Source organism: Nocardiopsis sp. KDC1DS13DA1 (assembly GCF_055632325.1).
Genome location: NZ_JBVMUY010000029.1, coordinates 128,135 through 144,578, shown reverse-complemented (window position 1 = coordinate 144,578; position 16,444 = coordinate 128,135). Strand labels below are relative to the sequence as shown.

Annotated in this window: 12 protein-coding genes; 7 read left to right on the top strand and 5 right to left on the bottom strand. The window is 71.1% G+C overall.

Going from position 1 to position 16,444, the window contains the following annotated elements:
* Positions 1–19: 19 nt before the first annotated feature.
* The 5 genes from ACTVAJ_RS18715 to ACTVAJ_RS18695 all read left to right on the top strand — a co-directional run bounded on the left by ACTVAJ_RS18715 (position 20) and on the right by ACTVAJ_RS18695 (position 7,815).
* Entirely contained in the window at positions 20–1,375 is a 1,356-nt protein-coding gene (locus ACTVAJ_RS18715) for a M50 family metallopeptidase (RefSeq protein ID WP_470389480.1), read from the top strand.
* 511 nt (positions 1,376–1,886) lie between these two features.
* Positions 1,887–3,041, top strand: a complete 1,155-nt coding sequence (gene ispG / locus ACTVAJ_RS18710; protein WP_470389479.1) for a flavodoxin-dependent (E)-4-hydroxy-3-methylbut-2-enyl-diphosphate synthase — start codon at positions 1,887–1,889, stop codon at positions 3,039–3,041.
* Between the two features lie 479 nt (positions 3,042–3,520).
* A complete protein-coding gene (locus tag ACTVAJ_RS18705; protein ID WP_470389478.1) occupies positions 3,521–5,002 on the top strand; it encodes an amino acid permease in 1,482 nt (493 codons plus the stop codon).
* Between the two features lie 227 nt (positions 5,003–5,229).
* Positions 5,230–6,036 (top strand): carbon-nitrogen hydrolase family protein, encoded by an 807-nt coding sequence (locus ACTVAJ_RS18700; RefSeq protein ID WP_470389477.1) that lies wholly within the window; start codon positions 5,230–5,232, stop codon positions 6,034–6,036.
* 66 nt (positions 6,037–6,102) lie between these two features.
* Entirely contained in the window at positions 6,103–7,815 is a 1,713-nt protein-coding gene (locus tag ACTVAJ_RS18695; RefSeq protein ID WP_470389476.1) for a flavin monoamine oxidase family protein, read from the top strand.
* A 150-nt stretch (positions 7,816–7,965) separates the two neighbouring features.
* On the opposite strand, the gene ACTVAJ_RS18690 is transcribed toward ACTVAJ_RS18695, so the two are convergent.
* Entirely contained in the window at positions 7,966–8,430 is a 465-nt protein-coding gene (locus ACTVAJ_RS18690; protein ID WP_470389475.1) for an Lrp/AsnC family transcriptional regulator, read from the bottom strand.
* A 142-nt stretch (positions 8,431–8,572) separates the two neighbouring features.
* On the opposite strand from ACTVAJ_RS18690, the gene ACTVAJ_RS18685 reads away from it, so the two are divergent.
* A complete protein-coding gene (locus tag ACTVAJ_RS18685) occupies positions 8,573–10,216 on the top strand; it encodes an alpha/beta fold hydrolase (protein ID WP_470389474.1) in 1,644 nt (547 codons plus the stop codon).
* Between the two features lie 79 nt (positions 10,217–10,295).
* Positions 10,296–11,138, top strand: coding sequence for a GNAT family N-acetyltransferase (locus tag ACTVAJ_RS18680; RefSeq protein WP_470389473.1), 843 nt, complete (start codon positions 10,296–10,298; stop codon positions 11,136–11,138).
* Positions 11,139–11,210: 72 nt separating this feature from the next.
* On the opposite strand, the gene ACTVAJ_RS18675 is transcribed toward ACTVAJ_RS18680, so the two are convergent.
* Genes ACTVAJ_RS18675 through ACTVAJ_RS18660 form a run of 4 tightly spaced genes read right to left on the bottom strand, consistent with a single transcriptional unit; the run spans position 11,211 to position 16,375 of the window.
* On the bottom strand, positions 11,211–12,806 hold the full coding sequence (locus ACTVAJ_RS18675) for an ABC transporter ATP-binding protein (protein ID WP_470389472.1): 1,596 nt from the start codon (positions 12,804–12,806) through the stop codon (positions 11,211–11,213).
* The gene (locus ACTVAJ_RS18670; RefSeq protein ID WP_470389471.1) at positions 12,803–13,696 is read right to left on the bottom strand and encodes an ABC transporter permease; all 894 of its coding nucleotides are present in this window, start codon (positions 13,694–13,696) and stop codon (positions 12,803–12,805) included. Before ACTVAJ_RS18670 ends, ACTVAJ_RS18675 begins: the two co-directional genes overlap by 4 nt.
* Positions 13,696–14,727 carry an ABC transporter permease gene (locus tag ACTVAJ_RS18665; protein WP_470389470.1) on the bottom strand — a complete coding sequence of 344 codons (1,032 nt, stop codon included), beginning with the start codon at positions 14,725–14,727 and terminating at the stop codon, positions 13,696–13,698. Before ACTVAJ_RS18665 ends, ACTVAJ_RS18670 begins: the two co-directional genes overlap by 1 nt.
* A gap of 46 nt (positions 14,728–14,773) precedes the next feature.
* Positions 14,774–16,375 (bottom strand): ABC transporter substrate-binding protein, encoded by a 1,602-nt coding sequence (locus ACTVAJ_RS18660; RefSeq protein ID WP_470389469.1) that lies wholly within the window; start codon positions 16,373–16,375, stop codon positions 14,774–14,776.
* Between the last annotated feature and the right edge of the window lie 69 nt (positions 16,376–16,444).

Genomic DNA, 16,444 nt, shown 5'->3' with positions numbered 1-16,444 from the left:
ATCGGCTTGAGGAGAGTGCATGGTCGCGTTGATGACCGTGATCGGGATCGTCCTGTTCGTCTTCGGACTGCTGTTCTCGATCGCCTGGCACGAGCTGGGCCACCTCTCCACGGCCAAGATGTTCGGGATCAAGTGCACCGAGTACATGGTCGGCTTCGGCAGGACCCTGTGGTCGGTGCGCAGGGGCGAGACCGAGTACGGGGTCAAGGCCGTGCCGCTGGGCGGCTTCGTGCGGATGGTCGGCATGCTGCCGCCCGCCCGCAGGACCGCGGACGAGGGATCGCGCAGGCTCTCCCGCTGGCGCGCGATGGCCGAGGACGCGCGCGAGGCGTCCTACGTCGAGGTCGGGCCCGAGGACCAGGACCGGCAGTTCTACCAGCGGTCGCCGTGGAAGCGGCTGATCGTCATGTTCGCCGGTCCCGGCATGAACGTGGTCCTGGCCGCGGTCCTGCTCGGCGTGCTGTTCATGGGCATCGGCGTCCCGCAGAGCACCACCACGATCGGGATGGTCACCGAGTGCGTCGTGCCCGCCGGGGAGTCGGTCACCGAGTGCACCGACGAGCCGCCCACCCCCGCCGCGGAGGCCGGTCTGGAGGCCGGTGACGTCATCGTGGAGGTGGACGGTACGCCCACCCCCGACTGGAACGCCGCGAACCAGGCGATCCGAGCGTCCCTGGACAGCACCGAGATCGTCGTCGAGCGCGACGGCGAGCGGGTCCCGTTCGACGTGGACATCATCGAGAACGAGCTGCCCGCGCGCGACGCCGACGGCGAGATCCTCTACGAGACCGACGCCGACGGCGACTACGTCTACGACGACCGGGGCTACCGCGTCTTCCAGACCGAGACCGTGGGCTTCCTCGGCATCGTGTTCGCCTCCGAGCGCTCCACGCTGACGCTGGGCGAGTCCGCCGCGGAGATGGGGACGATGCTCGTCGGCGTCGGCGAGGCGCTCGTCGACCTGCCCGGCAGGGTGCCCGACGTGTTCGGCGCCGCCTTCCTCGGCGAGCAGCGCACCCAGGACTCCCCGGTGGGTATCGTCGGGATCTCCCGTATCGGCGGCGAGATCATGTCCCAGGGCCTGCCCCTGGCCGACACCGCCGCGCTCATGATCCAGATCCTGGCCGGGGTGAACCTCTTCCTGTTCGCCTTCAACATGCTGCCGATCCTGCCGCTGGACGGCGGACACATGGCGGGCGCGCTGTGGGAGTGGGTCAAGCGCGGGTGGGCCAGGCTGACCAGGCGCCCCGACCCGGGACCCGTGGACGTGGCGATGCTGACCCCGGTGGCCTACGTGGTGGTCGCGTGCTTCCTGGTGTTCAGCGTGGTCCTGCTCGTGGCCGACCTGTTCAACCCGGTGCGCCTCTTCGGCTGAGCGGTGCCTGTCGTGGGCCTGCGCTGCGCCTGGGCCCGTGTCCGGGCGCCCGAACGGTCACCCCCGGGTGGCGGGTGGGGGTGCTGCGCCGGAGGTGTCCGTTGAGGGTGGTAGCCCCTCGCGCGGAGCGCTCCGGGCGGTGGCGGGTGACGGTGGGGGTGCTGCGCCGGAGGTGTCCGTTGAGGGTGGTAGCCCCTCGCGCGGAGCGCTCCGGGCGGTGGCGGGTGACGGGTGGGGGTGCTGCGCCGGAGGTGTCCGTTGAGGGTGGTAGCCCCTCGCGCGGAGCGCACCGGGCGGTGGCGGGTGACGGGTGGGCCACATCGGCACCCTCCTCCCTACCGGTAGAGGTAACCTGGGCAGCGCGATCCGGGAACGACGGCGTGGTTGGCGCCGCAGGTGAACCGACTCCCCGGTCGCGGCACCGCGCGCTGCGCAGGGCGTCCTTTCCTTTCCGCATCCGGACGAATCAGGTGCCACCCCCCTCCGGTGGCCAATTGAGGTGAATTCAAGCGTGACCGTCGATCTCGGTATCCCCGCCACTCCGCCGCGCCCGCTGGCGACCCGGCGCAAGTCGCGGCAGATCATGGTCGGAAACGTTCCCGTGGGTGGGGACGCGCCGGTGTCCGTCCAGTCCATGACGACCACCCGCACCTCCGACATCAACGCGACCCTCCAGCAGATCGCGGAGCTCACCGCGACCGGCTGCCAGATCGTCCGGGTGGCCGTCCCGACCAACGACGACGCCGAGGCGCTGCCGATCATCGCGAAGAAGTCGCAGATCCCGGTGATCGCCGACATCCACTTCCAGCCCAAGTACGTGTTCGCCGCGATCGACGCCGGGTGCGCGGCCGTGCGCGTGAACCCGGGCAACATCAAGAAGTTCGACGACAAGGTCGCCGAGATCGCCAAGGCCGCCGGTGACGCGGGCGTTCCGATCCGGATCGGCGTCAACGCCGGTTCTCTCGACAAGCGGCTGCTCGCCAAGTACGGCAAGGCCACGCCCGAGGCGCTCGTGGAGTCGGCGCTGTGGGAGTGCTCCCTGTTCGAGGAGCACGGTTTCCACGACATCAAGATCTCGGTCAAGCACAACGACCCGGTCGTGATGGTCAACGCCTATCGCCAGCTCGCGGAGGCGTGCGACTACCCGCTGCACCTGGGCGTGACCGAGGCCGGTCCGGCCTTCCAGGGCACCATCAAGTCCGCGGTGGCCTTCGGCGCCCTGCTGGCGGAGGGCATCGGCGACACCATCCGCGTGTCGCTGTCCGCGCCGCCCGCCGAGGAGGTCAAGGTCGGCACGCAGATCCTGGAGTCGCTGGGCCTGCGCGAGCGCGGCCTGGAGATCGTCTCCTGCCCCAGCTGCGGCCGTGCCCAGGTCGACGTCTACACGCTCGCGGAGGAGGTCACCGCCGGTCTGGAGGGCATGGAGGTGCCGCTGCGCGTGGCCGTCATGGGCTGCGTCGTCAACGGCCCGGGTGAGGCGCGCGACGCCGACCTGGGCGTGGCCTCGGGCAACGGCAAGGGCCAGATCTTCGTCAAGGGCGAGGTCATCAAGACCGTGCCGGAGTCGCAGATCGTGGAGACCCTCATCGAGGAGGCCATGCGGATCGCCGAGGAGATGGGCGAGTCGGTCGAGCCGGGCGAGCCCACGGTGGCCGTCGCGGGCTGATTCCCGCCCCGGGGCCTCCGGCGCGGTCACCCGAGGTGCCGCCGACGCCCGAACCCGGTCCGGAACGGACACAGGCCCGGTCCACGCCACGTGCGTGGGCCGGGCCCCCGTCTTTTCGGTGGACGAGGGCGGTCGGGGGTGGACAGCGGGTGAACGACCGCTGTTCCACGACCCCTTCGCAGGTCAACGGTTTACAGCTACTGTGAGTGACAACATATGACATGCATCACGTTTGCGTGCGTTTTATTGCGTCATGACGCACGGATCGCGGCGCTGGGACCGGACATACGCAACGTTTGTGGGTCATGTTACCTAGGTAACGCAGATAACGTTGCTGGAGGCATGTCCCAGCCGTGACCGGCGGGAACAGCGGGCCGCCCTCCGCCGTGCATCCTCCGGGGAGCGGTGGCCGCCCCTCACCACACGCCCTTTCCAGGGGTGCGGTGTGCCCACGCACAGAACGTCGAGGAGTTATTCACGTGGTGGACCAGAAGACCACAGCGGGCGCCCGCGTGCCCGCCGGCCGGGGCGGTGCGCCCTCGCTGAGGGACCGCCTCACCCGCCGCAAGCCCGTAGAGAAGCTCGTGGCCGAGACGCAGGCCGCCGAAGGCGCGGGGCTGCGCCGCCACATGGGTTTCTGGCAGCTGTCCATGATCGGGATCGGCGCCACCCTCGGTACCGGCATCTTCGTCGTCCTGGGTGAGGCCGTACCGGTCGCCGGGCCCGCCGTCATCATCGCGTTCGTGCTGGCCGGGATCACCGCACTGTTCTCCGCCCTCGCCTACGCCGAGATGGCCGGCATGATCCCCGCCTCCGGCTCCGCCTACTCCTACGCCTACGCCACGATGGGCGAGTTCGTGGCCTGGATCTGCGGCTGGTGCCTGATGCTCACCTACGGCGTGTCCGTCGCGGCGGTCGGCGTGGGCTGGGGCCAGTACATCGACGAGCTCCTGCACCTGACCACCGGGCTGTCCATGCCCGCCGAGCTGCTCGCCGGGCCGATGGAGGGCGGGCTGATCAACCTGCCCGCCGCCGTCGTGGTCCTGCTGTCGATGTTCGCCCTGCTCACCGGGGTGCGCGAGAGCAGCCGCGTCAACGCGGTCATGGTCGCCATCAAGATCGCCATCCTGGCCATGTTCGTGGTCATCGCCGTCACCGCCGTCCAGGACGGCAACTTCGCCCCCTTCATGCCGATGGGCATGGCCGGCGTCAGCGCCGCCGGTGCCACGCTGTTCTTCTCCTACATCGGGTTCGACTCCGCCTCCACCGCCAGCGAGGAGGCCAAGAACCCGCAGCGCGACCTTCCCCGCGCCATCATGTTCTCGATGATCCTGGTGACGGCGCTGTACTGCCTGGTCGCCTTCACCGCGGTCGGCGCGCTCAACTGGACCGACTTCGCCGACGGCGAGACCTCCCTCGCCGGGATCCTGACCAACGTCACCGGCACCCCGGTCTGGGCGGTCATCTTCGCCGCGGGCGCCGTGCTCGCCCTGGCCAGCGTCGTCCTGGTCGTTCTGTACAGCCAGACCCGCATCCTCTTCGCGATGTCCCGCGACGGCCTCATCCCCAAGGCGTTCTCCAAGGTGGACGCCAAGGGCACTCCGCGCGCCAACACGGTCATCACCTCCGTGGTCATCGCCGTCCTGGCCGCGCTCATCCCGTTGGGCCCGCTCGCCGACGCCACCGCCATCGGTACCCTCTTCGCGTTCGCCCTGGTCAACGTGGCCGTCATGGTGCTGCGCAAGCGCCGCCCCGACCTGGAGCGCGCCTTCCGGATGCCGGGCGCCCCGGTCACCCCGGTCCTGGGCGTGCTCGCCTGCGCCTACCTGATGGTCAGCATGGACCTGAGCGTGTGGGTGGCCTTCGCCGCCTGGCTCGTCGTCGGCCTGGCCGTCTACTTCGCCTACAGCATGCGCCGCTCCGCCCTGGAGGCGGAGGGCACCGTCGAGGCCGGGGTCTGACCGGCCGTGACAACGGGGGCGGGCCCGGGAATCTTCCGGACCCGCCCCCGCGTTGCTGGGGGTGGCCTTCGGGAACCGATACGGCGTCAGCGCCCGGATCGACGCAACGAACCACGTCGAAGCGGGTGAAAGACGCAACGGAGTGCGGGCCCGACACACATTTTCAGCGCGATCGCCCACCTAGAGTGGACGCGGCCGCACGCGACGACCGACCGGGAGGGGGAGCGATGACACGCCCACACCTGCGCGTCGCCCTGGACCAGGGCACCGGGCGCAGCGGGGACACCGCGTCCTCCCTCGCCAGGCTCGCCGACCGTGCCCGGTCCGCCGCCGACGGGGGCGCGGACCTGCTGGTCGGCCCCGAGATGTCGATGACCGGCTACGCCCTGGGCGCCGAGGCCGCCCGCCTGGCCGAGCCCGCCGACGGCCCGCTCCTGGCGGCCGTCGCCCGCGTGGCCGCCGACACCGGCGTCGCGATCGTCTACGGCTTCCCCGAGCGCGCCGACGGGCGCGTGTACAACGCGGTGCGCCTGGTGGGCGGGGACGGTGTCCCCCTGGCCCTGTACCGCAAGAGCCACCTCTTCGGGGACCTGGACCGGGACATGTACGCCCCCGGCGACACCCCGGTCGTGCAGGCCGACCTGAACGGCGTCCGGCTCGGCTTCCTGGTCTGCTACGACGTCGAGTTCCCCGAGGCCGTGCGCGTGCACGCGCTGGCCGGGACCCAACTGCTCGTCGTGCCCACCGCCCTCATGCACCCCAACGTCCGGGTGCCCACCCTGCTGGTCCCGGCCCGTGCCATGGAGAACCAGCTGTACCTGGCCTACGTCAACCGCTGCGACGTCGAGGGCGACCTCGACTACATGGGGCTGAGCACCCTGGTCGGCCCGGACGGGGCCGAGCTGCTGCGTGCCGGCCCCGGCGAGGAGCTGCTGGTCGCGGACGTGGACCCGGACGCGACTGCGGACCTGCTCGCCGAGCAGTCCTACCTGGACGACCGCCGACCCGATCTGTACGGGTCGCTCGTCCCCTGAACCACCGCCCGACACCAGCCACGCGGTACACCCCGCCCGACGAGACCCTTGTGTAAGGAGGGGCCCATGACGTCCGCCGTGCCCACGGCCGCAGGTTCCGCGCCCGCGCAGGACACACCGTTGAACATGTGCGGACCGGACTTCCCGTTCGCCTACGACGCCTACCTGGAGAGCCCCGCCGGGCTCGGACAGGTCCCGGCCGAGAGCCACGGGACCGAGATCGCCGTGATCGGCGGTGGCCTGTCGGGCATCGTCACCGCGTACGAGCTCATGAAGATGGGTCTGAAGCCGGTCGTCTACGAGGCCGACCGGATCGGCGGGCGACTGCGCACGGAGAAGTTGCCGAACTGCCCCGACGACGTCGTCGCGGAGATGGGCGCGATGCGCTTCCCGCCGTCGTCGACCGCCTTCCTGCACTACGTCGAGAAGATGGGCCTGGAGACGGTCCCCTTCCCGAACCCGCTGGCGCCGGTCACCCCGAGCACCGTCGTCGACCTCAAGGGCGAGTCGCACTACGCGACCACCCTCGACGACCTGCCGGAGGTCTACCGCGAGGTGGCGCGTGCCTGGGAGCGCACCCTGGAGGAGGGCGCCCAGCACACCCGCATGCAGAAGGCGATCCGCGAGCGCGACGTCGCCACCCAGAAGGAGATCTGGAACGAGCTGGTCGACAAGCTCGACAACCAGACCTTCTACGGGTTCCTGTGCGAGTCGCCCGCCTTCGCTTCCTTCCGCCACCGCGAGATCTTCGGCCAGGTGGGGTTCGGCACCGGTGGTTGGGACACCGACTTCCCCAACTCCATCCTGGAGATCCTGCGCGTCACCTACACCGGAGCGGACGACGACCACATGGGGATCGTCGGCGGAGTCCAGCAGCTGCCGCTGCGCATGTGGGAGCACGCACCGGACAAGACCACCCACTGGGCGCAGGGCACGTCCCTGGCCTCCCTGCACGACGGCGGACCGCGCCCGGCCGTCACCGCGCTGCGCCGCACGGCGGCCAAGGGCTCCCCGTCCGGGAACATCACGGTCACCGACGCCTCCGGCTCCACCCGCACCTACGCGGCGGCGGTGTTCACCGCCCAGAGCTGGATGATGCTCTCCAAGATCGACTGCGACGAGAGCCTGCTGCCGATCGACCACTGGACGGCGATCGAGCGGACCCACTACATGGAGTCCTCGAAGCTGTTCGTGCCCGTGGACCGCGCGTTCTGGCGGGACAAGGACCCCAAGACGGGCCGCGACGTCATGAGCATGACGCTCACCGACCGCATGACCCGGGGCACCTACCTGCTGGAGGGTGAGGACCCGGACGGGCCGGCCGCGATCTGCATGTCGTACACCTGGTGCGACGACTCGCTCAAGTGGCTTCCGCTGTCCGCCAACGAGCGGATGGAGGTCATGCTGAACTCGCTCGGCAAGATCTACCCGGACGTGGACATCCGCTCGCACATCACGGGGGACCCGGTGACGGTCTCCTGGGAGGACGAGCCCTACTTCATGGGCGCGTTCAAGGCGAACCTGCCGGGTCACTACCGCTACCAGCGCCGCCTGTTCACGCACTTCAGGCAGGACGAGCTGGAGGAGCGCCACCGCGGCCTGTTCCTGGCAGGGGACGACGTGTCCTGGACGGCGGGCTGGGCCGAGGGCGCCGTGCAGACCGCGCTCAACGCCGTCTGGGGCGTGGTGCGCCACCTCGGCGGCGGCACGGACCCGACCAACCCGGGTCCGGGCGACCTCTTCGACGACCTGGCGCCCGTGCGCCTTCCCGAGGACTGAGGTCCGACCGGCCTCGTCCCGACGGCCCCCGTCCGCGCGTCCACCGAACCGCGCGCGGCCGGGGGCCGTCCCCTGTCCTCGCGCTGGGACGGTTACTCATGGGGCGCCCGAACACGGGCCGAAGCGGAGCGGAGGCCCAAAGGAACACGGTTAGGGCAGCCCGGCGGTCCCGGCCAGGATCGGCTGGTCGACCAGCCGCGACAGCACCAGGGTGCTCTTGGTCCGCACCACGAAGGGCTCGGCGCCGATGCGCTCGATGACCTCCTCCAGGTGGTGGGTGTCGCGGGCACGGACCTGGACGAAGGCGTCGGCCTCGCCGGTCACCGTGCACGCTGAGGTGATCTCCGCGTACCCCGCCAACCCGCTGCGGATCTCACTGGGTGAGGTGCGCGCACGGCAGTACAACTCGATGTAGGCCTCGGTGGTCCAGCCGACCGCCTGGGGCTCCACGACCACGGTGAACCCGCGCACGGCCCCGGACTCGACCAGCCGGTCGACGCGGCGCTTGACCGCCGAGGGGCTGAGTCCGACCTCACCGCCGATCTCGGCGAAGCTCATCCGCGCGTCCGCGCCGAGTATCGCGATGATCCGCTCGTCGACACGATCCAGACGCATTGTGCCCCTTATGTCCCCGTCTGACCTCACCAGGGCACATGCTACCGGGGCGGCACCCCCTGGGGTTCGTGTCGCTTCCGCATGTCACACGCGGTAATTGAGACAATGCGTGCGGACACCACGACGTGCAGGGGAGACACGAGTGCGACGACGAATCCGGGCCACCGCGACCGCAGGCGTCCTGCTGGCCTCGCTCGCGGTCATCCCCGTACCCGCCCTGGCCGAGGCCGCCCAGCCGACCACCCGCGTGGACCGCACCGGGCTCGACTGGGGTCCCTGCAAGGACCTCGAACCCCGGGGCGACGAGATCCTGGAGTGCGCCACCCTGACCGTCCCCCTCGTCCGTACGGCCAGCGGAGGCCGGGTCCCGGGAGCCGACGAGACCGTCGAGCTCGCCCTCTCGCGGGTCCGCGCCACCGGCACCACCCAGCGCACCCTGCTCGTCAACCCCGGCGGTCCCGGCAGCGGAGCGCGGCGCTGGGCCTCCCTGACCCACCGGCGCATGCCCGAGGAACTGCGTGAGATCTACGACGTCGTCGCCTTCGACCCGCGCGGCGTCGGCGCCTCCACCCCCGCCATCAGCTGCGATCCCGAGTACTTCACGCCGGTGCGCCCGGACACCGTGCCCGTGGACGGGACCGAGGAGGCCGCCCTGCGGGCCGACGCCCAGGCCTACGCACGGGCCTGCGCGGAGAACACCGGAGCCCTCCTGAACCACACCCGCACCGAGGACACGGCGCACGACATGGACGCCGTCCGCCGCGCCCTGGACGAGGACCGCATCGACTACCTCGGCTACTCCTACGGCAGCTACCTCGGCACGGTCTACTCCTCGCTCTACCCGGACCACGTCCGCGCGCTCATCCTCGACAGCGTCGTCAACCCGGACAACCCCTGGTACGAGAGCAACCACGTCCAGAGCCGCTCCATCCAGCGCGCGGCGCAGAACTTCTTCGACTGGGTGGCCCGCCACCACGACACCTACCGCCTGGGGCGGACCGGGGACGAGGTCGCCGAGGCCTACTACGACCTCCGCTCGCAGGTGCGGCGGAACCCGATCGAGGACACCGTCGGCCCCACCGAGCTGGAGACCGCCGTCATCGTGGTCGCCTACAGCGCCGACACCTGGCCCGGTGTCGCCCACGCGCTGTCCGCCCGGATCAACGACGGCGACGCCACCGGGGTCCTCACCCTGCACAGGGCCTACGGCGACCACGCCGACAGCGACCAGGGCTACGGCGGCTACCTCGCCGTCCAGTGCACCGACACGCACTGGCCGACCGACTGGTCCGCCTGGCGCTCCGACGCCCGCCTGGCGCACGAGGAGGCCCCCTTCATCGGCTGGCACAACGCCTGGTACAACGCTCCCTGCCTGGACTGGGCCGCCAGCCCGGGGGACTGGTACCAGGTCGGCGACGCACCCCACGAGCACCGCGCCTACACCGGCCCGGCCCTGATCGTGCACGCGACCGAGGACGGGGCCACCCCCGTCGAGGGCGCCCACGCCCTGCGCGACCGCCTGCCCGGCGCGGTCCTGGTCATCGAGGACGGCGGACACACCCACGGCGTCGCCTTCACCGGCAACGAGTGCGTCGACGAGATCGTCACCGACTACCTGCTCAGCGCCGCCCTGCCCGCCCGGAGGGCGTCGGGGCCGGACCTGGTCTGCGGGTCCCGCCCCGACCCGGTCCCGAGCGACCGGAGGGAGGACCTGAGGTCCGTGGCCGAGGGCACCGGAGCGGTCGTCTCGGAACTCCCCGGTGAGCCGGGGCAACCCGTCGAATAGGCTGGAACCGGCGCTAACTGGATCGGGTCGTCGCCTCCGGGACCACCGGGGGACCGACTGGACGATGGGGGAGAACGCGATGCTTCGGACCTCGCCGGTACGGATCCTCGGAGAGCGCGACCGTGCGGCGGTCCGCGCACTGTTGGACACCGACCCCGTGGGCAACGTCTTCGTGGCCTCGCGCCTGATGGCGACCGGGATCTCCGCCCGCTTCAGCGGAACGGAGGTCTGGGGTTTCGTCGAGGACGGGTGCCTGACGGCCCTGTGCTACTCCGGTGCCAACCTGGTCCCGGTCAACGCGGGACCGGCCGCGATCCGCAGCTTCGCCGACCACGCCCGCTGGCGCGGCCGCCGCTGCTCCTCGATCGTCGGCCCGGTCGAGGCCGTCCGGGACTTCTGGGAACAGGTCACGCCCGCGTGGGGACCGGCCCGCGTCATCCGCGCCAGCCAACCGGTGCTGGAGATCGACACTCCGCCCGCCGTGCCGGCCGACCCCAAGGTGCGCAGGGTCCGGACCTCGGAGATCAACACGCTGGTCCCGGCCTGCGTGGCGATGTTCACCGAGGAGGTCGGCGTCCCGCCGGACTCCGGCGACGGCGGGGCCCTGTACCGGGCGCGGATCGAGGAGCTCGTGCGCACCGGGCGCGCGTTCGCCCGGATCGAGGACGGCCGTGTGGTCTTCAAGGCCGAGATCGGCGCGGTCACGCCGCACGCCTGCCAGGTCCAGGGAGTGTGGGTCCATCCCGACCTGCGCGGTCGGGGGTACTCCTCGGCGGGCATGGCGGCGGTGGTCCGGTACGCGCTGGAGGAGATCGCGCCGCGCGTGACCCTGTACGTCAACGACTTCAACACACCGGCCCGGGCCACCTACCGGCGGGTCGGCTTCCGCCAGGTCGGCGAGGTCATGTCGGTGCTGTTCTAGGAGAGGAGGGGCGGCACCCGAAGGTACCGCCCCCTGTGGCCCACCCGTCGGCCTCCACCGACCCGGCGGCCCCTACTCGGCGGTCGTCGCGAAGGACGGCCGGAAGTCCGGGGTGTCGGCGATGAGCGCGCGCGTGTACTCGTGCCGGGGCTCGGACATCACCCGGCCCACCGGCCCGTACTCGACGATCCGTCCCTTGTTCAGCACGGCCACCCGCTGGGCGATGTTGGACACCAGCGCGATGTTGTGCGTGACGAACAGGAGCGCCATCCCCTCGTCCTGGAGGTTGCGCAGCAGTGTCACGATCTCCGCCTGCACCGACACGTCCAGCGCCGACGTGATCTCGTCGCACACCATCAGGTCCGGCCCGGTCGCCACGGCGCGCGCGATGCACACGCGCTGGCGCTCACCGCCGCTGAGCTGCTCCGGGAAGCGGTCTGCGTAGGAGGCGGGCAGGGCCGCGCGCTCCAGCGCCTCGGCCACCACCGCGTCCGGGTCGCGCGGGCGGCCCACCAGGTGCCGGTAGGGTCCCAGGATCTGGTCCCGCACCCGCTTGCGCGGGTTCAGCGCCTCGTACGGGTTCTGGAACACGTACTGCACACGGCGCCGCTGCTCGGCGGTGCGCCGGTAGCTGCTGCGCGCCAGCGGCTCACCGTCGAAGAGCAGCTCTCCGGTGAACTGGTGGTGCAGCCCGGCCACCGACCGCGACAGCGTGGTCTTGCCGGACCCGGACTCCCCGAGCAGTGCCACGCACTCACCCCGGGAGACCGACACGTCGATCCCCTCCAGCACCCGGGTGCGCCCGTACCCGGCCGCGAGCCCGGAGACCCGCAGCAGCGGCTCCTCCTCCGGCTCCTCGGCCGCCTCGTGCCCCTCGGTGCGCAGCAGCGGCACCGCGGACAGCAGCCGGCGCGTGTACGCGTGCTCGGGATCGGCCAGGACCCCGCCGGTGCGGCCGCGCTCGACCAGGTCGCCCCGGTACATCACCGCGATCTCGTCGGCCAGGTCGGCGACCACGGCCATGTCGTGGCTGATGTAGACCCCGGCGGTCCCGTACTCACGGGTCATCCGACGGATGGTCTCCAGCACGTGCGCCTGCGTCGTGACGTCCAGGCCGGTGGTGGGTTCGTCGAGGACGATCAGCTCCGGACGCCCGGCGAACGCCATCGCGATGGCCACCCGCTGCTGCTGTCCGCCGGACAGTTGGTGCGGGTACCGGTTGAGGAACCGGTCGTCGTCGGGCAGTGCCACCTCGCGCAGCACCTCGCGGACCCGCTCCAGGACCCTGTTCCGGGGCAGCGAGTCGTCGTGCAGGGCCTCGCCCAGCTGCGTCCGCAGCCGCAGCGCCGGGTTGAGCGCCGAGGCCGGGGACTGCGGGATGTAGGCCACCGCCCGTCCGCGCAGCTGCCGGACCTCCCGCTCCGAGAGGGAGGCCAGGTCCTTGCCGCCCACCTCCACGTGGCCGCGGGTGATCTCCGTCGCCCGCTTGCAGTGCGCCAGCAGGGACAGCCCGAGCGTGGTCTTACCCGAGCCGGACTCACCGACCAGGCCGAGGATCTCGCCCCGCCGGACGGTGATCGACACGTCGGAGATGATCTCCACGTCCGACGGGCGGCCGATCACCGTCAGGCCGTCGACCTCCAGAACGGTGTGCTCGTTTCGCGTCACTTCTCGACCCCCCGGTCGATACCGATGGCCGCACGCGACAGCCCGTCGGTGATGAGGTTGGCGCCGATGGTCAGGACCGCGATCGCCGTCACCGGCAGGACCACGGGCCACGGCTGCACGGCCATGCCCTGTCGCGTCTCGTTGATCATCAGACCCCAGTCGGCCGTCGGCGGCTGGAGCCCCATGCCCAGGAAGCCCAGGACCGCGACCACGCCGATCGAGTAGGTCAGCCGCAGCCCCAGCTCCACCAGCAGGGGGCTGGTGACGTTGGGCAGGATCTCCACGGACATGATCCGCCAGCGCGGCAGGCCGATCGCCTCGGCGGCCTTGACGAAGTCCTGCTCGATCACCTTGCGGGTCGCCTCACGGATCACGCGCGCCACACGGGGCACGTGGGACACCGCGATGACGGCGACGATCAGCCACACCTTCGGTCCGATGATCGACATGACCAGCAGCGCGGCGATCAGCTGGGGAAAGGCCAGCAGAACGTCGTTGAAGCGCATCAGCGCGTCGTCCAGCCATCCGCGCCGGTACCCGGCCACGATGCCGACCACCGTGCCCACGGCCACACCGATCCCCGCGGCCGAGGCGGCGAGCAGCAACAGGGTCCACCCGCCCCACAGGAACCGGGTCAGCACGTCGCGGCCGAGGTTGTCACCGCCGAACACGGTGCCCTCGACGCCTGTCTCGTAGGGCATGGCCACGAACTCGGTGGGCTCGTAGGGGGCCACGAAGGGGCCCACCACGGCGATCAGGACGATGGCCCCGGCCAGGCCCACACCCACCCTGGTCCGCCCGAAGCGCCACGCGCTCCGGAACAGCCCGGGCCTGCGCCTGGCCGCCTTCGCGGCCCTTCCGACCTTGGGGTCCGTCGTCGGTCCGCTCATCACCGCACGCCCTTCGCCTTCGGGTCGCCCGCCGGGGTTGCGGCGGTCCCGTCCTCGTCCTGTTCCGTCTCCGCGGCGGCCTTCGGCGCGGAGGGCCGGTTGCCCGCGACCCGCACCTTCGGGTTGGCCGCCAGGCCGATCACGTCGGCGAGCAGGTTGACCAGGATGTAGATACCGGCGATGAGCAGGACCACGGCCTGGATCAGCGGGACGTCACGGTTGGCGATGGCGTCCATGAGGACCTTGCCGATGCCCGGGATGTTGAACAGGAACTCCACGGCCACGACGCCGCCGGCCAGCCACGCCAGCTGGAGCGCGATCACCTGGGCGACCGGCCCGATCGCGTTGGGCGCCGCGTGCCGCCACAGCACGACCCGCTCGTCCAGGCCCTTGAGCCGGGCCTGTTGCACGTACTCGCTCTCCAGGACCTCGATCATCGTCGCCCGCATCATCCGGACGATCGGCGGTGCCACCGCCAGCGCCAGGGTGAGGGTCGGCAGGATCCACTGGTCAGGCCCGCCCTCCCTCGCGTACACCGACGGGAACAGGTCGGCACCGCCCGGTCCCAGGAGCAGGATCAGCAGGATGCCGACCACGAACTCGGGGACGGAGGCCAGGACCAGCGTCCCCAGGGACGCGGTGTGGTCGAACCCCCGGTCGCGGCGCAGCGCGCTGAACGCGCCGACGACCAGCGAGACGGGCGTGGCGACCAGGGCGGCCAGGCCCATGAGGACCAGCGAGTTCCCCAGGGGGGACTCCAGGTACTCGGCGACGGGTTGGCGGTTGGAGAAGGACGTGCCCAGGTCGCCCTGGAGGAGGCCCTGGAGCCACTGCGTGTACTGCACGGCCACGGGCTGGTGCAGGTTGAGCTGGTCGCGCAGTGCCGCCAGGCGCTCCGGCGTGGCGTCCCGGCCCAGGATCAGCTGGGCGGCGTCGCCCGGCAGTGCCTGTGTGGCCGCGAAGACCACGACGGACACCGCCCAGAGCGTCAGCACGCCGAACAGGAGGCGGACGGCGATGAGTCGAGTCATGGTGGGCTTTCGGTAGCGGTTCGTGCTGTGCGTTCCAGCGGAGCCGCTACTGCTCCTTCCACATCTTGTGGAACGCGTACGAGCCGAGCGGGTGGCCGGAGACGGTCGGCTCCAGTCCCTTGATCCTTCGCGAGTGGGCGTCGAGCAGGTTCACGAAGCCCCACACGATGTAGCCGCCCTCCTCGTACTCGATCTGCTGGGCCTGCCGGATGAGCTCGTTGCGCGCCTCGTCGTCGGGCGTCTGGCGGGCCCGGTCGACGAGCTCGACCCACTCCTCGTCCTCGCCCCACATGGTCTCGTTGTAGGGGGCGCCCACGACCGAGCCCTGCGAGGTCTGCGTGAGGTAGTTGCGCGCGCTCCAGAAGTCCTGGCCGAAGGCGTAGGGGAAGCCCTCCTCCGCGTTCCAGTAGTCGCTGGGGTTGACCCGGCGCAGGTTGACGGTGACCCCGGCCTCGCGCGCCTGCTCCTGGAACACCTCGGCCGCGGCGACGATGCCGGCGCTGATGTCACCGGTGACCAGTTCGACCTCCAGGCCGTCCTCGTGCCCGGCCTCGGCCAGCAGGCGGCGGGCCTCCGCCAGGTCCTGCTCGCGCTGCTCGAAGTCCTCGGGGTAGGACGGGTCCATCCGGGCGTACATGTCGTTGCCGATCTGCCCGTACCCGGCCAGCGCCTGGTCGACCATCTGCTGGCGGTCGACGATGAGGCGGAAGGCCTGGCGGACCCGCACGTCGTCGAAGGGCGCCTGGTCCACGCGCATGGTGAACGGCAGCCACATGCCGGTCTCGGACTCCATGATCTCCATGTCGATGTTGCCCTCGATGATGGCGACCTGGGCGTGCGGCACCTGGCTGATGACGTCGACGCTGAGGCTGCTCAGGGCGTTGACCCGGGCGTCGTCCTCGGGGAAGTCGATGATCTCCAGCTCGTCGGCGTAGGGCAGGCCCTCGACGTGGTAGCCCTCGTGGCGCTCGAAGAGGCTGTACTCGCCGACGGTGAACTCGGAGTACTTGAACGGGCCGCAGCCGACCGGGTTCTCCGGGTCGTAGCCCTGGGGGACGACGCAGTTGTAGTACTCGGCCAGCGCCTCGGGCAGGGTCACGAACGGCTCGGCGCAGGGGATGACGACGGTGCGCTCGTCGGTGGCCTCCACGCCGTCGATGTCGACGCTCTCCAGGTCGCCCGCGCCGCGCATCGGGTTCTCCTCGTCCATGATGCGGCGGAGGGAGAAGACCACGTCGTCGGCGGTGACGGGGGCGTCGTCGTGGAAGGTCAGCCCCTCCTTGAGCACGACGGTCCACTCGGTGGCGTCGTCGTTGGGCTCCAGGGACTCGGCCAGGTCCGTCTCGATCGAGCCGTCCTTGGTGAAGGTGACCAGGGTGGCGTAGAGCGCGTGGTTGCGCGCGATGTCGACGTTGTCGGTCGGGTCGTGGGCGTCCAGGGTGTCGCTGGCGCCGCCGCCGGCGATACCGACCCGCAGGCGGCCGCCGCGCTGGGGCTCGCCGTCGGAGGGACCGTCGGACTCCGACCCCCCGCCGCAGGCGGCCAGGACGGGGGCGATGGCCGCGCCGGCCGCGGAGGCCTTGAGGAGGGAGCGGCGGCTGGGGGTGCGCGGATGAGCGGGCGTGGGCTCTTCGGACAGGGACGGCACGGGACACCTCGTGTGGGATACGGGAGCTTCGACGGGACGACACCGCGGCCTGGTGGTGCTCGGGCGGGG

Bases quoted from the DNA above. Each gene is read 5' to 3' on its own strand.
- ACTVAJ_RS18665 (WP_470389470.1), bottom strand. From the start codon at position 14,727: ATGACTCGACTCATCGCCGTCCGCCTCCTGTTCGGCGTGCTGACGCTC.
- ACTVAJ_RS18715 (WP_470389480.1), top strand. From the start codon at position 20: ATGGTCGCGTTGATGACCGTGATCGGGATCGTCCTGTTCGTCTTCGGA.
- ACTVAJ_RS18700 (WP_470389477.1), top strand. From the start codon at position 5,230: ATGACACGCCCACACCTGCGCGTCGCCCTGGACCAGGGCACCGGGCGC.
- ACTVAJ_RS18695 (WP_470389476.1), top strand. From the start codon at position 6,103: ATGACGTCCGCCGTGCCCACGGCCGCAGGTTCCGCGCCCGCGCAGGAC.
- ACTVAJ_RS18690 (WP_470389475.1), bottom strand. From the start codon at position 8,430: ATGCGTCTGGATCGTGTCGACGAGCGGATCATCGCGATACTCGGCGCG.
- ACTVAJ_RS18680 (WP_470389473.1), top strand. From the start codon at position 10,296: ATGCTTCGGACCTCGCCGGTACGGATCCTCGGAGAGCGCGACCGTGCG.
- ACTVAJ_RS18670 (WP_470389471.1), bottom strand. From the start codon at position 13,696: ATGAGCGGACCGACGACGGACCCCAAGGTCGGAAGGGCCGCGAAGGCG.